The organism is Hyphomicrobium sp., from assembly GCF_035687085.1.
Classification (GTDB): domain Bacteria; phylum Pseudomonadota; class Alphaproteobacteria; order Rhizobiales; family Hyphomicrobiaceae; genus Hyphomicrobium_B.
This window is the reverse complement of record NZ_DASRYS010000011.1, coordinates 67,521-84,762: the sequence shown is the minus strand read 5'-3', so window position 1 is coordinate 84,762 and position 17,242 is coordinate 67,521. Positions and strand designations below refer to the sequence as shown.

General features: G+C 63.2%; 13 protein-coding genes and 1 pseudogene. 6 read left to right on the top strand and 8 right to left on the bottom strand.

Annotated features, from left to right (window positions below; genetic code table 11):
- The first annotated feature begins 17 nt into the window (after positions 1 to 17).
- The gene (lpxB, locus tag VFG26_RS08935) at positions 18 to 2,468 is read left to right on the top strand and encodes a lipid-A-disaccharide synthase (RefSeq protein ID WP_325024415.1); all 2,451 of its coding nucleotides are present in this window, start codon (positions 18 to 20) and stop codon (positions 2,466 to 2,468) included.
- Here lpxB and gltA read toward each other — a convergent pair.
- Both gltA and gltX read right to left on the bottom strand, forming a co-directional pair.
- Positions 2,429 to 3,739 carry a citrate synthase gene (gltA, locus tag VFG26_RS08930; protein ID WP_325024413.1) on the bottom strand — a complete coding sequence of 437 codons (1,311 nt, stop codon included), beginning with the start codon at positions 3,737 to 3,739 and terminating at the stop codon, positions 2,429 to 2,431. The two genes, lpxB and gltA, sit on opposite strands and share 40 nt — an antisense overlap.
- Before the next feature lie 171 nt (positions 3,740 to 3,910).
- Entirely contained in the window at positions 3,911 to 5,452 is a 1,542-nt protein-coding gene (gene gltX / locus VFG26_RS08925) for a glutamate--tRNA ligase (RefSeq protein WP_325024411.1), read from the bottom strand.
- A 113-nt stretch (positions 5,453 to 5,565) separates the two neighbouring features.
- On the opposite strand from gltX, the gene VFG26_RS08920 reads away from it, so the two are divergent.
- Positions 5,566 to 7,941, top strand: coding sequence for a ComEC/Rec2 family competence protein (locus VFG26_RS08920; protein ID WP_325024408.1), 2,376 nt, complete (start codon positions 5,566 to 5,568; stop codon positions 7,939 to 7,941).
- On the opposite strand, the gene lexA is transcribed toward VFG26_RS08920, so the two are convergent.
- Complete coding sequence (lexA, locus tag VFG26_RS08915; RefSeq protein WP_325024406.1) at positions 7,935 to 8,693, bottom strand: transcriptional repressor LexA; 759 nt, start codon at positions 8,691 to 8,693, stop codon at positions 7,935 to 7,937. The two genes, VFG26_RS08920 and lexA, sit on opposite strands and share 7 nt — an antisense overlap.
- An 816-nt stretch (positions 8,694 to 9,509) precedes the next feature.
- On the opposite strand from lexA, the gene VFG26_RS08910 reads away from it, so the two are divergent.
- Both VFG26_RS08910 and VFG26_RS08905 read left to right on the top strand, forming a co-directional pair.
- Complete coding sequence (locus VFG26_RS08910) at positions 9,510 to 9,641, top strand: hypothetical protein (RefSeq protein ID WP_325024404.1); 132 nt, start codon at positions 9,510 to 9,512, stop codon at positions 9,639 to 9,641.
- Between the two features lie 616 nt (positions 9,642 to 10,257).
- Entirely contained in the window at positions 10,258 to 11,328 is a 1,071-nt protein-coding gene (locus VFG26_RS08905; RefSeq protein WP_325024402.1) for a hypothetical protein, read from the top strand.
- On the opposite strand, the gene VFG26_RS08900 is transcribed toward VFG26_RS08905, so the two are convergent.
- Positions 11,303 to 11,560, bottom strand: coding sequence for a hypothetical protein (locus VFG26_RS08900; RefSeq protein WP_325024400.1), 258 nt, complete (start codon positions 11,558 to 11,560; stop codon positions 11,303 to 11,305). The genes VFG26_RS08905 and VFG26_RS08900 overlap by 26 nt on opposite strands.
- A 252-nt stretch (positions 11,561 to 11,812) precedes the next feature.
- Positions 11,813 to 12,253: an RT0821/Lpp0805 family surface protein gene (locus VFG26_RS08895; RefSeq protein ID WP_325024398.1), complete on the bottom strand. Its 441-nt coding sequence runs from the start codon at positions 12,251 to 12,253 to the stop codon at positions 11,813 to 11,815.
- A gap of 224 nt (positions 12,254 to 12,477) precedes the next feature.
- On the opposite strand from VFG26_RS08895, the gene pdxH reads away from it, so the two are divergent.
- Complete coding sequence (pdxH, locus tag VFG26_RS08890; protein ID WP_414653275.1) at positions 12,478 to 13,119, top strand: pyridoxamine 5'-phosphate oxidase; 642 nt, start codon at positions 12,478 to 12,480, stop codon at positions 13,117 to 13,119.
- Between the two features lie 51 nt (positions 13,120 to 13,170).
- Positions 13,171 to 13,974, top strand: a pseudogene (locus tag VFG26_RS08885) (DUF1499 domain-containing protein); the annotation flags it as partial.
- Positions 13,975 to 14,062: 88 nt separating this feature from the next.
- Here the strand turns inward: VFG26_RS08885 and VFG26_RS08880 are convergent.
- From VFG26_RS08880 to VFG26_RS08870, 3 genes are all read right to left on the bottom strand, one after another.
- Complete coding sequence (locus tag VFG26_RS08880; RefSeq protein ID WP_325024394.1) at positions 14,063 to 14,971, bottom strand: MBL fold metallo-hydrolase; 909 nt, start codon at positions 14,969 to 14,971, stop codon at positions 14,063 to 14,065.
- Between the two features lie 80 nt (positions 14,972 to 15,051).
- Positions 15,052 to 16,338 carry an FAD-dependent oxidoreductase gene (locus VFG26_RS08875; protein WP_325024392.1) on the bottom strand — a complete coding sequence of 429 codons (1,287 nt, stop codon included), beginning with the start codon at positions 16,336 to 16,338 and terminating at the stop codon, positions 15,052 to 15,054.
- Positions 16,335 to 17,237: an AraC family transcriptional regulator gene (locus VFG26_RS08870; RefSeq protein WP_325024390.1), complete on the bottom strand. Its 903-nt coding sequence runs from the start codon at positions 17,235 to 17,237 to the stop codon at positions 16,335 to 16,337. Before VFG26_RS08870 ends, VFG26_RS08875 begins: the two co-directional genes overlap by 4 nt.
- Between the last annotated feature and the right edge of the window lie 5 nt (positions 17,238 to 17,242).

The following is a 17,242-nucleotide window of genomic DNA, read 5'->3' as shown; positions in this document are numbered from 1 at the left end:
AGCCCATGGACGGGCCGATGAAGCGCATCGGAATCATCGCTGGCTCCGGCTCGCTTCCTCTCGAAGTCGCTGAAAGCGTCACCCGGCGCGGCGGCGAAGTCCATGTCGTCATGGTGGAGGGCGCCGCCAATCCGGCGCTCGCCGCATACCCCCATACGATCGTCAACTGGGCGCAGCCGGGCCGTGCCGCGGCCGCAATCCGCCGTGCGGGCATCAGCGACGCGCTGCTGCTCGGCGGCTACGGACGCCCGGCATTGGCGACGGCGCGCCCGGATCTGACCTTCGTTCGGCTGGTGCCGACCGTCGCAAAGCTGCTGAAGGCGGGCGGCGATGACGCCGTGCTGCGCGGACTTCTCGCGCTTTTTGAATCGCTCGGCCTCAACGTCGTCGGCGTCGAGCAGGTGGCGCCCGAGCTGCTCATCAGCGACGGCAGCCTGACGAACGCGGTGCCATCGCCTTCGAGCACCGCCGACATCGCATTGGGCTTTGATCTTGTCGCCGCGCTCGGACCCTACGATATCGGACAGGCCGCCGTCGTCAGTCGCGGCCGGATCGAAGCGATCGAAGGTGCGGAGGGCACGGACCGCATGCTGAAGCGCGTCGCCGAGGCGCGCCGCGCGCGAGGCGACAGCGAACGCTACGGCGTTCTCGTCAAGCGCCCGAAACCGGGCCAAGACCTTCGCGTCGATCTTCCCGCCATAGGCCCGAACACGGTCGAAGGCGCGAGCGCCGCCGGGCTCAGCGGCATCGCCGTCATGGCCGGCCACGTGCTCACCGCCGACCGCTCACAGATGATCGCGCGTGCCGATGAACACGCGCTTTTCATCACGGGCGTCAAAGCCGGGCAGGGCACGAGCGATAAGGCGACCATTCCGGACATTCGCACGGGCGCCCTCGGCGATCTTCGCGCCGATGCAGCAGCTGAAAAAGACATCGCACGCGCCGCCGGCGTATTGTCCGCTCTGACGCCGTTCGGCGGCGGCTCGGCTGTCGTGATCGACCGCGGCCGCATCCTCGCCGTCGGAACCTCGGAAGACCCAGCCTCGGTCGCAGATCGCGTGCGACTGCTGCGCGGAAAGAACACGCGCCGCCGCGGCGTCCTCGTTCTTGGCGAGACGTATGCGCTCGACGAAGCTCTCATGACGGCGGTGCAGAGCGCCCATCTCACCGGCATCGCGATCACCGGCACGAGCGAAACGTCGCCCAGCTTCATTCAGCTGGCAAACAAATCCACGACGTTTCTCGCCTCCGCCAACTCTGGTTCAGGACCAAAGCCCTTGAAGATTTTCCTCGTTGCAGGCGAGCACTCGGGCGACGCCTTGGGCGCGAAACTCATCGGCGCACTGAAGAAGCAGTATCCTGGCCAGATCGAATTCTCGGGTGTCGGCGGCGAGGAAATGGCGGAGCAGGGCTTCCGCTCGCTCTTTCCCATCGAAGACGTGGCCGTCATGGGCCCGATGTCGATCCTGCCGAAGCTGCCCCGCATTCTCCGCCGCGTCTATCAGACGGTCGATGAGGCAGTAGCGTTCGCGCCCGATGCGGTCGTCATCATCGACAGCCCCGAGTTCACGCACCCGATCGCGAAGCGCATCCGCAAGCGCGCACCGCATATCCCGATCGTCGATTATGTCAGCCCGAGCGTTTGGGCTTGGCGTCCCGGCCGCGCGAAACGCATGCGGCCCTACGTCGATCATATCCTGGCGCTTCTGCCGTTCGAGCCCGCGGCGCATGAACGTCTCGGCGGCCCCGCGTGCACCTATGTCGGCCATCCGCTGATCGAGAAGTTGGATGAGATCCAAAACGCCGACGCCAAGGGACTGGCGTCAAGGCTCAATCTCGCACCCGAACGCCCCGTTCTCCTCGTCCTGCCCGGAAGCAGGACTTCGGAAGTCGACCGTCTGATCGACGTGTTCGGCGAAGCGGTCACGCGCCTAGCCAACATGGGGCCGTTCGAAGTCGTCATTCCCGCCGTCCGCCACCTGCGCCAACGCATCGAGGAAAAGACGGCAAACTGGACCGTGAAGCCGCACATCCTCGATGCATCGGCGGATGACAAATACGCCGCCATGCGGCTCGCCCGAGCGGCACTCGCCGCATCAGGCACGGTGACGCTGGAACTCGCGCTCGCCGGCACGCCGTCGGTCGTCGCCTACAAAGTCGATAAGCTGATCGCGAACCTGCGCTTCCTGCTCAAGGTATCGAGCGTCGTGCTCGCGAACCTCGTCATCGGCCGGAACGTTTATCCCGAATATCTGCAGGAGGCCTGCACGGCGGAGAATCTGGCGAACGCGCTGGAGCCGCTTCTCGGCGATACGGAAGCACGCAAGGCGCAAGTCGAAGGCCTGAGGCTCGCGCCTGAAAAGCTTCGGCTCGCCGCCTCAAGTCCCAGCGAGGCGGCGGCCAATGTCGTGTTGTCGGTTGTGACCGGTCAGGCCGCAGGGAAATCGCGGCGCGGCGGGCCGACGTAGAGCTGACGCGGACGGCCGATGCGCTGCTCCGGATCCTCGATCATTTCCTTCCACTGCGCGATCCAGCCGACGGTCCGCGCGACGGCGAACAGCACCGTGAACATATCGACGGGGAAGCCCATCGCCCGCAGCGTGATGCCCGAATAGAAGTCGATGTTCGGATAGAGCTTCTTCTCGATGAAGTACTCGTCCTGAAGCGCGATGCGTTCGAGTTCCAACGCGACCTTGAGCAGCGGATCGTCCTTGTGGCCGAGCGCGTCGAGGACCTCGTGGCAGGTCTTCTGCATCACCTTGGCGCGCGGATCGTAGTTCTTGTAGACGCGGTGCCCGAAGCCCATGAGGCGGAAGCCGGAGGACTTGTCCTTCGCCTTCTTCACGTACTCGTGGACCTTATCGACGGTGCCGATCTCTTTCAGCATGTTCAGCGCAGCTTCGTTGGCGCCGCCGTGCGCGGGCCCCCAAAGGCAGGCGATACCGGCAGAGATGCACGCAAACGGATTGGCGCCCGAAGAGCCCGCCAGACGGACCGTCGAGGTCGAAGCGTTCTGCTCGTGATCGGCGTGCAGGATGAAGATACGATCGAGCGCCCGCGAGATCGTCGGATTGACGACGTAGGGCTCGCACGGAACGGCGAAGCACATCTGCAGGAAGTTCGATGTGTAATCGAGATCGTTGCGCGGATAGATGAACGGCTGCCCGAGCGAATATTTGTAAGCCATCGCCGCGATGGTCGGCATCTTGGCGATCATGCGCTGGCTGGCGACCTCGCGCTGCGCCGGATCGTTGATGTCGGTGGAGTCGTGATAGAACGAGGACAGCGCGCCGACCGTGCCGACCATCACCGCCATCGGATGCGCGTCGCGCCGGTAGCCGGTGAAAAAGCGCGTCATCTGCTCGTGAACCATCGTGTGGTTCGTGATCGTCTTGCGGAAATTGATGAACTCGCCGTTCGTCGGCAGCTCGCCATAAAGCAGCAGATAGCAGACCGCGAGGAAGTTCGTGTTCTCTGCGAGCTGGTCGATCGGATAGCCGCGATAGAGCAATTCGCCCTTGTCGCCGTCGATATACGTGATCGAGCTCTTGCAGTTCGCCGTCGACGTGAAGCCTGGATCGTACGTGAAGCAGCCGGTTTCTTTATACAGACTGCCGACGTCGATCACGTCGGGACCGATCGTGCCGGAACGAACAGACAGTTCGACCTGCTTGTTGTCGACCGTCAATGTCGCGCTGGGCTTTGATGCGCCCTTTGCAGCTTTGTCGTGGATGTTCATGCTCGCCACCTCGCCCGGAAGACAGAACCGATGCCTGAAGTTATCGCATTCCCCGCGCGACAGGCAGGATGTTGGAGGCCTGGGAACCCATGGCGGCCTTCACAAAAGCAATCGGCTATTGAAGGATTTAACGGATTTTTTGCGGTGCGGCAAGGGTTGTTAACCGCACGTTCATCCTGCAGCATCCGCAATCCGGCTCAAGCTCTCGTCCCGGCCCAGAACTTCAAGCACGTTGAACACGGGCGGCGAGACCGCTCTCCCCGTTAATGCGGCGCGAAGCGGCTGCGCGACGTTGCCGAGCTTCAACCCTTTCTCTTCCGCGTAAGCCTTGACCTTGGCTTCCAGCAAGGCGGCAGACCATTCGGCATCCGGCACTTGGGACAACAATTCGAGCACAGCCGAATTCGACGCGCGGCCTTCGGGTGAGAGCAGCTTTGCTGCCTTGTCCTCGAGCTTCAGCGGCCGCTCGGCGACGATGAACAAAGCGCCGCCAACGAGTTCCGCCAGCGTCTTCGAGCGTTCTTTGAGCGAGGGAATGGCAGCTCGGAACTTCTCCCAGCCTTTGGCCGCGAAGGCGTCAGCCAGGAGCTTGCCGGAAACAACAGCCGGAAGCTGGCGCAGAACTTCGCGCGCCAAGGCAATGTCTGGACGCACCGGTGCTTTGGGATCGGCGGGGATTTCAGCAAGCGCCTGGAAGTTCAAATGCGGCAGCATTCCCCGCACGTGCTCTTCAAGTTCCGCGTCCTGAGAGGCGCGGATGTAATGACCGTTCAAATCGTCGAGCTTCTTGAAGTCCAAGCGCGCCGGGCTCTTGTTGATGCCGTCGATGTCGAACCAAGAGATGAGATTTTCCGGCGAAATGATTTCATCGTCGCCGTGGCTCCAGCCGAGACGCACGAGGTAATTGCGCAAGGCGATGGGCAGATAGCCCATGTCGCGATATTCCTCGACGCCTTGCGCGCCGTGACGCTTCGACAGCTTCGCACCGTCCGCGCCGTGAATGAGCGGCACATGCGCGAACTCGGGAACGTGCCAGCCCATGCCGAGGTAGATCTGCGTCTGCCGCGCGGCGTTCGTCAGATGGTCGGCGCCGCGAATGACGTGCGTGATCTCCATGTCATGATCGTCGACGACGACAGCGAGATTGTACGTCGGGTTGCCGTCGGATCGCAGGATGATCAGATCGTCGAGATCTTTGTTCGGAAATGCGACGCGGCCCTGCACGTGATCGTTGACGATCGTCTCGCCCTCGCGCGGGGCCTTGAGCCGGATGACCGGCTTCACGTCTTCCGGCGCGTCATTGGGATCGCGATCGCGCCAGGGCGATAGGAAGATCTGCGGCCGGCCCTCGGCCTTCGCCTTCTCGCGCGCAGCCTCGATCTCGGCGGGCGAGGAATAGCAGTAGTAGGCAGCGCCGCGGGCGAGAAGTTCGTTGGCAACCTCGCGATGCCGGTCGGCGCGCGAAAACTGCGACACGACCTCGCCGTCCCAGTCGAGCCCAAGCCACTTCACGCCATCGAGAATGGCCGCAACCGCCGCCTCGTTGTTGCGCTCCCGGTCCGTATCCTCGATGCGCAAGAGGAAGCGTCCGCCGCGGCCGCGCGCATAAAGCCAGTTGAAGAGCGCCGTGCGTGCGCCTCCGATATGCAGATAGCCCGTCGGGGAGGGTGCAAATCGAACGATGGGCGCACTCGGTGTAACGGTCTCGGACATTGACCTTTTTGCTCGCCTGCCATTGAGGGAATGAGGCTCCGCTCGTAGCATGTGAGGTGGGACAAGTTAAGGGGGCGGAAAAGCCGCCCTTCGGCTTGTAATGGGCGAGGGGCATGTCGGTCGAAGCGGCGGACCTGGAGACGGAATTTGCCGCACAGCCGCAAAGTGGGCTGAGCCGCGCGGCTCTTTTGTTCGACGCCGAACGCGAAAGCTTCTTCCTGTGGGCGCCCGTTTGTCTCGGCGCCGGCATCGCGGCTTATTTTGCGCTTCCCGCCGAACCCGCGACGATCATGGCGTTCGCGCCATTCGTGCTGGCGCTCATCTGGCGCTTGACGGTGCGCTCAGGAACGCTGACCGCAATCATGATCACCGCACTCGTCCTCGCCGGAGCAGGCTTTGCCATTGCCAAGCTGCGCGTCGAGGCCGTGCGCGCGCCGGTACTGACGAAGGCGCTTCATAACGCCGAGATCACCGGTACCGTAACGATGGTCGAAGCCAAGACCCCGCGTGGCCAGCGCCTCACGATCAGCAAGCCCAGTATTACGGGCCTCACCGCTGAAAAGACGCCGGCTGTCATTCGCGTCCGTACGATGTCCGCGCGCTCAATCGCAGCGCCCGGAGATCGCATACGGATCAAGGCGAACCTGTCGCCGCCCGCGAAGCCGCCGCTGCCGGGCGGTTTCGATTATGCGCGCACGGCGTGGTTCGATTCCGTCGGCGGCGTCGGCTACGCGTTCGCAGCGCCCGTCATCGAGGGCCGCGAAGACTCGGGCACATTGAAGGAATGGTATCGCCGCGGCATCGAAAATGTGCGCCAAGCCATCGCCGCGCGCATTCGCCAAGCACTGCCGGGAGAGACCGGCGAGATCGCGATCGCACTCATCACCGGCGAACGCGGCGGCATCACCGCGGCAACGAACGATGCTTTCAAGAATTCCGGCCTCTTTCACATCCTGTCGATCTCGGGCCTGCACATGGTGATCGCTGCGGGCGCCGTGTTCTATTCGGTGCGCCTGATATTGGCGGCAATTCCGCTGATCGCGCTGACGCTGCCGATCAAGAAGATCGCGGCCGTCGCGGGAATCCTGAGCGCGATCGCCTATCTCGCGATTTCCGGCGGCCAGTTCGCGACGGTGCGCTCTGCGCTGATGATCCTGATCATCTTCGGCGCCGTGCTGCTCGATCGCCCCGCGCTGGCATTGCGAAACGTTGCGCTCGCCGCGCTTCTGATCCTGCTCGTCTTTCCCGAAAGCCTGCTTGATGCGGGCTTTCAGATGTCGTTTGCCGCCGTCACCGCACTCATCGCCTCGCATGAGCTGTTGATGCGTTTCGTGCGCCGGCAGTCGCGGCCCAATCCGATTATGAGGATCATCCAGTTCTTCGGCGAAATCATCGCCTCGACGCTGATCGCCAGCGCCGCCGTGGCGCCGTTCGCCGCCTACAACTTCCACCAGAGCCAGCAATATGCCGTGCTCGGCAACATGATCGCCATTCCCATTTGCAACGTCGTCGTCATGCCGTCGGCGCTGCTGGCGATGGTGCTGATGCCGTTCGGGCTCGAAGGCATTGGCCTGACGCCGATGGGCTGGGGAATTGAAGGCATGGTGTGGTGCGCGAACAAAGTCGGCGCGTTGCCCGGCGCTGTCGGACACATTCCCGAAATTCCCGCGCTCGCATTCATGCTCATGCTCGCAGGCGGCATGTGGCTCACGCTTTGGCAGACGCGCATACGATTGCTCGGCGCAGCATTCGTGCTTCTCGGCGTGCTTCTCGCGCCGTGGATGCCGCGGCCCGATATCCTGGTCGGCCAAAAAGGTCTCGTCGCCGTGCGCGATGCCTCGGGCAAGCTCTCCGCGCTGCCTGGAAAAGGCTCGAAATACGATCTCGATCGCTGGCTTGAATACGACGGCGATGGCCGCTCAGCGCGCGAGGCGCAAAAGGGTGATGCCTTCACGTGCGACGCGGCCGGATGCATCGCCCGCGTCAAAGGCGCGACCGTCGCCGTCGCGAACCATCCAGCCGCCGTCACCGACGATTGCCTCAACGCCGACGTGCTCGTGATCAACGATCCAAAGCCGGAAGAGTGCGCTGTCCCGAAAACCGTCATCGACGTCTTTGACCGCTGGCGCAACGGCGCCTACGCGCTTTACGTCGAGGCGAGCGACGACAGCCCGGAACCGAACGTGCGCCTGACCACCGTGGCGAGCCATCGCGGCGAGCGGCCGTGGAGCGTCATGCCGGAACGAAGGACGCCGCTGCCGAAGCCGCGCATCCTGGAAAAGCCGGGGGCAGCGCCAGGGACCGGGGGAGGGGCGAGGGGAGCGTCCGGCCCAGCCACAAACGCACAGGCAGGCTTGATGCCGGAGACGGAGGCAGAGGCGGAACCCAGGACGCTCGCCGAGGAGGACCCCGGCGAGGGGGCAGAGTTCGCCACAGATTGGCCGGACGACGCGCCCGCGGGAGGGGAGGCCCCAGCCGACGCTCAGTAGCGCCGCAGAAGCCCGACGAGCCGGCCCTGGATATCCACCTGATCCGGCCCGAAAATGCGCGTCTTGAACTCGGGATTGGCCGCCTCGAGCGCGATCGTCGAGCCCTTCTTGCGCAACCGCTTCAACGTCGCTTCCTCGCCCTCGACGAGCGCCACGACGATGTCGCCGTTCTCGGCGTTGTTGCAGCGGCGGATGATGACCGTGTCGCCGTCGTGAATGCCGGCCTCGATCATCGAGTCGCCCTTCACCTCGAGCGCGAAATGCTCGCCATTCGTCAGAATGTCGGGTGGCACGGCGATGTCGTGGGTGTGGTTCTGAATGGCGCTGATCGGCGTGCCGGCAGCGATGCGGCCCATGACCGGGATCGACACCGTGCGCGCGTCGATGACGTGCGAGGGCGGCGGCTGCGGGGCGCTGGCGCGCGGGCCCGAGCCTTCGATGACGCTCGGCTGGAAGCCGCGCTGGGGCGCGATGGAGGCAACGGACGCACCGGCGCCGTTCCCGGCACTCGAGCTGGCGCTTGCGCCGAGGGTCTGATTATCGGGAAGCTTGATCACCTCGATGGCCCGCGCCCGGTGCGGCAGCCGGCGGATAAACCCGCGCTCGACCAGCGCCGTGATGAGGCGGTGAATGCCGGACTTCGACCTCAGATCCAGCGCATCCTTCATTTCATCGAAGGAGGGCGGCACGCCGCGTTCTTGCATGCGCGCGTGGATGAAGAGCAGGAGGTCTTTCTGTTTCTCGGTGAGCATCGCGTTTCGTCTTGAGCCTTTCTGGCTGTGCGCGCGCCGACGGCCGAAACGCTGACCACCGATCGGACACCCGCAAATGACGGTACAAATCGTGTATGTACGCTACACGTTCTCGTCCCGTTCCGCAAGCGCCCCTCCGCATATGCACCCCAGGTTGCGCAAATGAAGCGCTGCCGTGGCAAGAATGCCGCGCTCACGGTACGGCACTCGCTCGACGGCATTGCGAAGCGTCGCGGTGCTTTGGATCCAACAGCGATGTCATCCTCGGGCTTGTCCCGAGGATCCATCGGGCAGCAGGCGCCAGCGGAACCATGGATCCTCGGCATGAAGCCGAGGATGACAGCGGCTGGTGCCGTCTTCGCTGCCCCAGAGACGTCATCCCCGCGCAGGCGGGGATCTGCCCAAGCGTACGTTTCATCGCAATCATCCTGCCTGGACGGATCCCGGCCTTCGCCGGGATGACGTTGGGAGAGAGATGGGCTCACAGCTGCCATCCGATACCGGCCTGGGTCCCGGCTCTGCGCTGCGCTCCGGCCGGGATGACAAGCGGGAGGCGCGGGTCTTTCCAGCCAGCCGCAATGTCATCCTCGGGCTTGTCCCGAGGATCCATCGGGCAGCAGGCGCCAGCGGAACCATGGATCCTCGGCATGGAGCCGAGGATGACAGTTTTGAAGGAGCGGGGAGCGCCCGAATTCCGCCGCGCGGGATCCGCGCAAAAGAGCGGGCGGCGTGCGAGGGAAGGCTGAGCGCAGCCGGTTCAAGTCCGGGGCGGCGAAAGAGACATCGGCTGTTGTTGGAGCGGGGTATCGTCGGGCCATGCAGGGTTGGTTCTCGCAGATCGTCATTGGCGTCATCGTCACCGTGTTGGGCACGCTCATCGCCAACGCTGTCACGGGCGGACGCGGCGGCCATCATTTCGTCTCCGGCTATCACGGCTCTCGCCGCTGAAAATTCCCCCAATCTCTTCCGCACCGGCGGCCGGCTCCGCGCCAGCGGTGTTGCCGGTGCGAACTCCAATGGAGAATCCCGGACGCAGCAACACGCCCGCGCACGGCGGCCGGCTCCCCGGAGGGGAGTCGCCGTGCGCCAAGCAAAAAACCCGCCTCCGCGGAAGCGGAGTCGTTGGCACCATCAATAAAGCACGGAGCGGACGGGTTCCGCGGCTGGGTCGTACAGCAATGAAGTCTCGGAACCGATCCGCTCCGTGACAGACCGAGAACAGGGTCTCGAGCAGGGTCACTTTACGTCAGCGGGATGCTCCGCACACAGGCTTCTCACCCTGTGCGAACCTTGCCGATCGCCTTGTCCGGAAGCGCGCGTTACGCCCCGGGTCGGGCTGCCCCACCCGAGCCCGGCGCAACGCCTTGCGCACGAGCCCTTCACCGGATGGGCGATGTGATTATGCGAGCGGTTGCGAGCGCGGGGATAAGTTTTTTTGAGTGGGGGGAAATGGCTGCGAAATAGAAAAGCGGCAAAAGCATGAAGAGAGGGCTGTACAGATGATCCGCTCTGCGCAAAATTAACGAAAAGGTGGGTTGCGTTTGTTGCGTTGCGGGGGCGTCGCATGTTCGAAGAACTCGTGCATTCGGTTTTGGAGCAATGGTCACACGTCGCTGAGACGTTCTTCCATGGAATTCAAGCTCCAAAAATATTGAGCGTTCTCATTCCAATTGTTCCTGCCGCTTACGGGGTTTTCATTAAGTGGCGCAGTTCGGGATATCGTCTTCTCGATAGGATCGAAGAGTTTTTGGGGCGCCAGGAAAAGCGCTTGGAGGAATCGAGAGAGTCGGTTGCGAGTCTTTTCCGTTGTCCATCACCGGCTAGATCGCTCGAGGAGCCCACTTTTGATGCTCGCGCCGTTAGCAGGTCGCTTCGCAAAATGGATTGGGGCTTCGGGGCCGCAGCGGTCAACGACTTGCACGGCGCTATAGCAATAAGTTCCAATCAGGTTCTGCTGGCGCAGAAACAGATGGAAGAATTCAAAAGACGGCAAGCCTTAGCCCACCTGCTGCTCGGCGCAAAGCACGCGTCGAGAAACATTCAAGACCCCGAAGAACGGCGGGCTTCGCGTGAGGCTGCACTTGAGCATTTCAACGCTGCAATCGAAATCGACCCCAATGACGTTGATGCGATTGAATACGCCGGGATGATGCTGCTTGAACTGGCAAATCCTGCGGGCGCGCTGGAGCGGTTCAACCAGCTGATCTCACTTCGACTTGCTGCGGGTGGAACTCCACTTGCTCGTGCATACCGTTTGCAGGCTACCACCTTCGAAACTTTACCATCGCCCGCCCTTGCCAATGCAAGTGCGGCTCTCGGAAATGCACTTTCGGTGCTTCCTCCGTCGGAAGCAATGGAACGGGCTCTGACCTTCGAGCATCGCGGAAACGTTAGAGTGAAGCAGGGCTTCCTTCCGGCGGCAAATACCTGCTTTCAGCATGCCTTGACGATCTATCAGGGTTTCAGATCGACGCCCGCAGGTAGCGCAGGGCTAGAGCGAGTAAACGCAGCGATAGCAAAAATAAATCGCTCGCAGAACGCGGCTGCTGACGGTGCAGCGCAGCCGCAGGAACCGCCGCCTCCTGTCGGTCCCTCCAGCAACTGGATTGCTAAACTAGCAAGGCCCAACGGCTAGCGACGCCTATCGCGAAAGCCGCGCCACTCGCGATGATCGCATGGCCAGCACTTTGCCAGTGCGCCATTGTCAGCATTTGCGATGCGCCGATGTTCGAGAAGCGGGCGGTAAACTTGCGGTGCTCACGGAATGAAATCGAAAAGAGTACAGCCGCGCCGATCAGCCCGAACCATATCGGTGCGCCAGCAAAGGCAGCGAGCGCGGTAACGAGTATCGATGTGAATGCCAGCATTGGTTCCCCCGGTCGGGGTAATGAGCAGTGATTCCCAAAGTCCGCGCCACAGTTGGTCTGTGAACGGACTAGGATAACCTGTTGATAAGAAGCCAACGCCAAAGCTTCGCTTAAGTTGCGATCACCGCGCTCCGATCCGGCGCACGAACGCGTCCTCCAAATCGCCTAAACAAAAAAAGGCAGCTTGCGCTGCCTTTTTCAGTTTGGTCTGGAAGGGATCGGTAAGCGAAGCTCGGGGGAAGCCGAGGGGAATTACGATGAGAGCTGCCAGATGCCGGTGGGCAGGCGGCAGGCGACGATTTCGGTTTCTTTCGTCGTATCGACGCCGGTCAGCGTGACGACGGCATGGCGGCAGACGCTGCCGCGCGTGTCCTTGAACGAGGCGAGGGGTTTGACGACGCCGGAGAGCCGTCCGTGCGCGCGGTGCCAGACATAGCTCGAACCGTCGGCGACTTCGGTCAGCGCCAATTGCACGCTTTCGAGCGCCGCGTATTCGTCGTCCTGGTCGAGGGTGGGCTTGATGCCGGTGAGCTGGGTTTTGTCTTGAACCGCACTCGTTCCCGGGCAGGTGACCGACGCGAGGGGCTGGCCGTCAGCCCAGGCGAGGCCGTAAGGTAGGAAAATGGCCGCAACCAGCGCAAAAGCTGTTGCGCCGGCCGCGGCAGTCGAGAATAGGGTCGAATTTGAGGACATAAACGCAACTTTCACTCAGGCGCATCGCGACGCGCGCCACACAAAACCATACGGTGAGTCTGCCTCAGTATGGTTAAAAGGCCCTGAACATATGTCGCGCTGTGTCCTAAGGGGTTCGCGTCCGCCAACGTCCTGGAGCACCTTGGAAAAGCGTTCCGAACGCGCGACTCTGCACTTTGAACCGAACTTCAGCGTTGGGTACGCAACTCATGAGTGACACCGAAATCGCCTCGACCTCGGCTCCAGAAACGGCGCCGGATTTCTCCATGGCGGAGGATCCGTTCCTGCTGTTTGAGACCTGGATGACGGAGGCGGAGAAGTACGAACCGAACGATCCCAACGCCATGGCGCTGGCGACCGTCGATGCCGGCGGCATGCCCAACGTCCGCACCGTGCTGCTGAAAGGACTCGATAAGCCGGGGAGCGAAGATCGCGGCTTCGTCTTCTATACGAACTTCGAAAGCGCCAAGGGCCGCGAGCTGCTCGCCAATCCGAAGGCGGCGCTCTTGTTCCACTGGAAGAGCCTGGAACGGCAGGTGCGCATCCGCGGGCCCGTATCGCTCGTCTCGCACGGCGAGGCGGATGCCTATTACGCCTCGCGTCCGCGACTGAGCCGCATCGGCGCCTGGGCCTCGCAGCAGTCGCGGCCGCTCTCCTCGCGCGACGTGCTGGAGGCGAAGGTGCATCATTACGAAGCCAAGTTCCCAGAAGAGGCGATACCGCGTCCGGCCTATTGGTCGGGGTTCCGCGTGCTTCCCGTCGAGATCGAGTTCTGGATGAGCAGGCCGTACCGGCTGCACGACCGCGTCGTCTTCCGCCGCGACGCGCCGCGCGAAGCCTGGCACAAATCCCGTCTTTACCCGTGATGTGCAACGTGAAGGCCCGGAGAGTGAGAGGGACAGGGACGTGAGGCTCGCATGGTAACGGATCGCATCGACGAACGCCGCGCACGGCGCCGCCTGCGCGACCGCTATCAGTCGACGCGCATCTACTACGCGGCGGGGCGCCCGCCCTCGTTCCTCGCCAAGTGGACGAGCCGCATTGCGATCTTCTCGGCTGTTGCCGCGCTGGTGACGGCGGTGCTGCACCGGCTGCATCTGCTGCCCACGCCCGTCGCCATGACGATCGCCTACATCGTCATTTTCGCCGCCGGGTTATCGCTGCTGATGGCGCTGGTGGCGGGCCTCGACATCTGGGTGACGGGACGCCAGGGCGCGGCACGCGTGTTCTGCGGTACGCTGGTGGCGCTGGGACTGCTCGCCATTCCGGCGGGCGTCTGGTTCGTGAGTTTCAATTGGCCGCCGATCAACGACGTCTCGACCGATCTCGATGAGCCGCCCGAGTTTACGGAGGCGAAGGAAGGCCGCACGGCCGATGCCAACCCGGTGGAGTATCCGGGCGACGAGTTTGCCGAGCTGCAGCGCGCCAACTATCCGGATCTGAAGAGCCTGGTGCTGCCGAGACCGACGGAGGAAACGTTCGAGCTGGTGCTGCAGGCGCTCGCCAAGCTGAAGCTGAAGACGACGCTTGAAGTGCCGCCCGAGGATGAAGAGGACGCGCCGGGCTTCATCGAGCTGTCCGACAATTCGCAGATTTTAGGGCTGGTGGACGACATCGTCATCCGCGTGCTGGGCGAGGATGGATCGTCCCGCATCGATGTGCGGGCGGCCGCTCGCTACGGCGGTGTCGACTTCGGCCGCAACGCCGCGCACGTTCGCGCGATTTTGAAGGAGGTCGCGAGCCGCTTCGAGGCGTCCGTTCCCGATGTCGATAAGGATACGCGTGCGATCGTCGAAAGGCGCAACAAGCTCAAGACAGAGAAAGCGCACGGTCGGGCGTCAAAGGCAGATCGGAAGCGACCAAACCCCTCTCGATTAGATACTCAACGTGGGCCTGCACGGAAAGCATCGCCGCCGGGAGGAGCTGGGGGGCAAGGCCGCGATAGACCTCGGGCACAATCCGTCGAATAGTCGTGGCGCCCGCGACAAGCGCATCGAGCACGGATTTTTCCCGCCACGTGCGGTGGAGCAGATAGGCTTTGACCGTGCGCTGCGGATCGTTGAGGCGGCCGCCGTGGCCCGGCAGGAAAACATCGTCGTTGCGGTCGAGCAGAATTTCGAGCGAGGCGACGTAATCGGCCATGCGCCCTTCCGGTGGCGCGATGACGGTCGTGTTCCACGCCATCACGTGATCGCCCGAGAAGACGAGGCGGCGGCCTTCGAGCGCGAAGCAGAGATGATCGGGCGCATGGCCCGGCGTGTGGATCGCGGTCAACGCCCAGTCTTCGCCCGTGACGGTGTCGCCGCCCTTGAGCGCGATGTCGGGCACGAAATCATAATCGACGAAGTAGCTGCCCGACGGGCTGTTCTCGAGCGCGATTTTCCCGGCGGAGGGATCGCGCGCATAGGCGGCGGTAAGCGCCCCGGTTTCGGCTTTGAGCTTGGCGAGGCCATCGACGTGATCGCGATGCGCGTGCGTCGTGAAGATGTGGGTGATCGGTCGCCCGGCCGCCGCTTTCAAAATGGCGGCGCGATGCGCGTCGCTGTCAGGTCCGGCATCGATGACGGCAAGCGACGTGGAGCCGACGAGATAAGTGTTGGTGCCCTTAAACGTGAACGGGCTCGGATTATCCGCGACGAGGCGAACGACGCCCGGTCCCATCGGAGAAGGCGTGCCGTAATCGAACGCCATCTCGGTCTTGAAATTGAGAGAATCCAAACCCCGTCAGCCCTCGTTGCAACGTGTCGCGCTTATAGGGAATTCCGCGCGACTCCGAATATCCCGAAATTCGCCGCAGGTTAAGGACGCGTGCGGTAGCGCACATGTTCCGGGCGGAAGCCAAAGCCGATGAGACGGCCGGCCAGATGCGCGAGAATGGGCCATTTGGCGATGCCGAGAACAAAGCCCGGCGGCCCGGAGCGTTCCTGAGGCACGCCAGCGTCGCGCTTTTTCCGGTCGCGGCGCATCATCAGCTGCAGCTTTTGCGTCGCCCGCGTCGGAAATGAACGCCGGGTTTCGACTGCCGCGAGATGCGCGTTGGACAAACGGCCCTCTTTCAGCGGCCCGGTCAAGATGTTGGCGGTCGCGACAGCATCCTGGATCGCGAGATTGACGCCGACACCGCCGATCGGCGACATCGCGTGCGCAGCGTCGCCGATGCACAGAAGGCCCGGACGCCACCACCGCTTCAAGCGGTCGATGCGCACGGCGAGCAGATGCACATCGTCGAACGAACGGATTTCCTGCACCCGTTCGCGCGGCAGCGGCGAGACGGCAGCGACCATCTCGCGGAAGGCATCGATGCCACCGTCCTTGATCTCGGCGTACGTGCTTTTGCGGACGACAAATCCGCATTGCCAGTAGTCGCCGCGATCGATCATGACGAAGCCTTGCCGTGGACCGGCATGACCCATCGTCTGCTCCGGATCCTCCGGCGCATGCGAAAGCTTCATCCAGAGTACTTCGCTGGGGTTCCCGAAGCTCTCGACTTCGAGCCCCGCGAGATCACGCACCACCGAGTTGCGGCCATCGGCGCCCACGATGAGCGTCGTGTGGATCGTCAACGGTCCGTCTGCCGTCATGGCGCGAAGCCCGGTGACGCGGTCGCCCTGTGTGATGAGATCCGTCACCTCGGTCCGCATCAGCAAGCGGAAATTCGGATGGCGCTTCGCCTCGCGCGCGAGGAAATCGAGAAAATCCCATTGCGGCATGAAGGCGATGAAACGGTTCTTCGCCGGCAGCCACGAGAAGTCCGCGATGGTGATGTTCTTGCCGCCGACTTCCGCATTGAGCGTGCGCGCCTCCGTATGCGGAAGCTTCAGAAGTTCGTCAGCGAGCCCAAGCTCCTCCATGACCTGCAACGTCGAGGGATGAATGGTGTCGCCGCGGAAATCGCGCAGGAAATCGCCGTGCTTCTCGATGACGGTCACATCGATACCGGCCCGCGCCAGCATGAGGCCAAGCATGAGCCCGGCCGGTCCCGCGCCGACGATCGCGCACGTCGTGGTGATCTCGCCCGGCCCCCGGGCACGGCTCTCGTGGTCCCCCTCAGGGCGATGATCCCGCCCGTCGGATTCTAAATTCATACCGGGCTCCCGAGTGCCAACGACTTGAGATCGACGACGTCGCGTTTGGGTGGCGTGCCGAACATGCGCGTGTATTCGCGGCTGAACTGCGAGGCACTCTCGTAGCCGACTTGATACGCAGCACCCGCAACGTTGATCTCGCCGGCCGCCATCAGACGCCGCGCTTCCAGAAGCCGTAACTGCTTTTGATACTGCAGCGGTGTCATCGACGTCAGCGACTTGAAGTGCGCGTGGAACGACGATGGGCTCATACGGGCGACGGACGCGAGCTGTTCGATGCGGATGGGCCGCGCGAAATCCTGGCGCAGAACCTGGATCGCCTCGGCAAGCCGCCGCGTCCGGCTGTTGGGCAAGATGAGCTTGCAGAATTCTCCGCCGTGCTGTCCCGTCAAAAGCCAGAATGTGATCTCGCGCATGATCGTGGGATAGAGAACGGGTATGGCGTTGGGCGTCGAGAGCAGGCGCGAGAGCCGGGCGAGACAATCGGCAAGCGGAGCTTCAAGGTCGCCGACGAACACGCCGACACCGCTGTAGCCATTGGGCGCGGGCGGGTTCGGAAGTTCCTCCATCACCTCGCGCATGATGCCGAGATCGAGTTCGAGGATGAGACCGAGAAGCGGCCGCTCGGGCGACGCCCGCGAGACGCGTCCGACCACGGGAATTTCAACGCTGACGATCAGCGCCTGCATCTCGCCATAGCTGAACGTATGTTCGCCGAAGAGCACCTGCTTTTCGCCTTGGGCAACGATGCACAGCGACGGCCGGTAAACAGCGTGGCGCGGAATTGTGGCGTGGCTCGTGCGCATGAAAGTGAAGCCCGGGATAGGCGTCTCGAAAAGTCCTTCGCCGCCCCCGTTCGCGTCGGCATACTTACCAAGCGCGGTTTTCAAATCGAGCATATGGA

Excerpts from the sequence above, each read along its gene's own strand:
- gltA (WP_325024413.1), bottom strand. The coding sequence starts at position 3,739 with ATGAACATCCACGACAAAGCTGCAAAGGGCGCATCAAAGCCCAGCGCG.
- VFG26_RS08875 (WP_325024392.1), bottom strand. The coding sequence starts at position 16,338 with ATGAATTTAGAATCCGACGGGCGGGATCATCGCCCTGAGGGGGACCAC.
- VFG26_RS08900 (WP_325024400.1), bottom strand. The coding sequence starts at position 11,560 with ATGCTGGCATTCACATCGATACTCGTTACCGCGCTCGCTGCCTTTGCT.
- lexA (WP_325024406.1), bottom strand. The coding sequence starts at position 8,693 with ATGCTCACCGAGAAACAGAAAGACCTCCTGCTCTTCATCCACGCGCGC.
- VFG26_RS08910 (WP_325024404.1), top strand. The coding sequence starts at position 9,510 with ATGCAGGGTTGGTTCTCGCAGATCGTCATTGGCGTCATCGTCACCGTG.
- VFG26_RS08895 (WP_325024398.1), bottom strand. The coding sequence starts at position 12,253 with ATGTCCTCAAATTCGACCCTATTCTCGACTGCCGCGGCCGGCGCAACA.
- gltX (WP_325024411.1), bottom strand. The coding sequence starts at position 5,452 with ATGTCCGAGACCGTTACACCGAGTGCGCCCATCGTTCGATTTGCACCC.
- VFG26_RS08905 (WP_325024402.1), top strand. The coding sequence starts at position 10,258 with ATGTTCGAAGAACTCGTGCATTCGGTTTTGGAGCAATGGTCACACGTC.
- VFG26_RS08870 (WP_325024390.1), bottom strand. The coding sequence starts at position 17,237 with ATGCTCGATTTGAAAACCGCGCTTGGTAAGTATGCCGACGCGAACGGG.
- lpxB (WP_325024415.1), top strand. The coding sequence starts at position 18 with ATGAAGCGCATCGGAATCATCGCTGGCTCCGGCTCGCTTCCTCTCGAA.
- VFG26_RS08920 (WP_325024408.1), top strand. The coding sequence starts at position 5,566 with ATGTCGGTCGAAGCGGCGGACCTGGAGACGGAATTTGCCGCACAGCCG.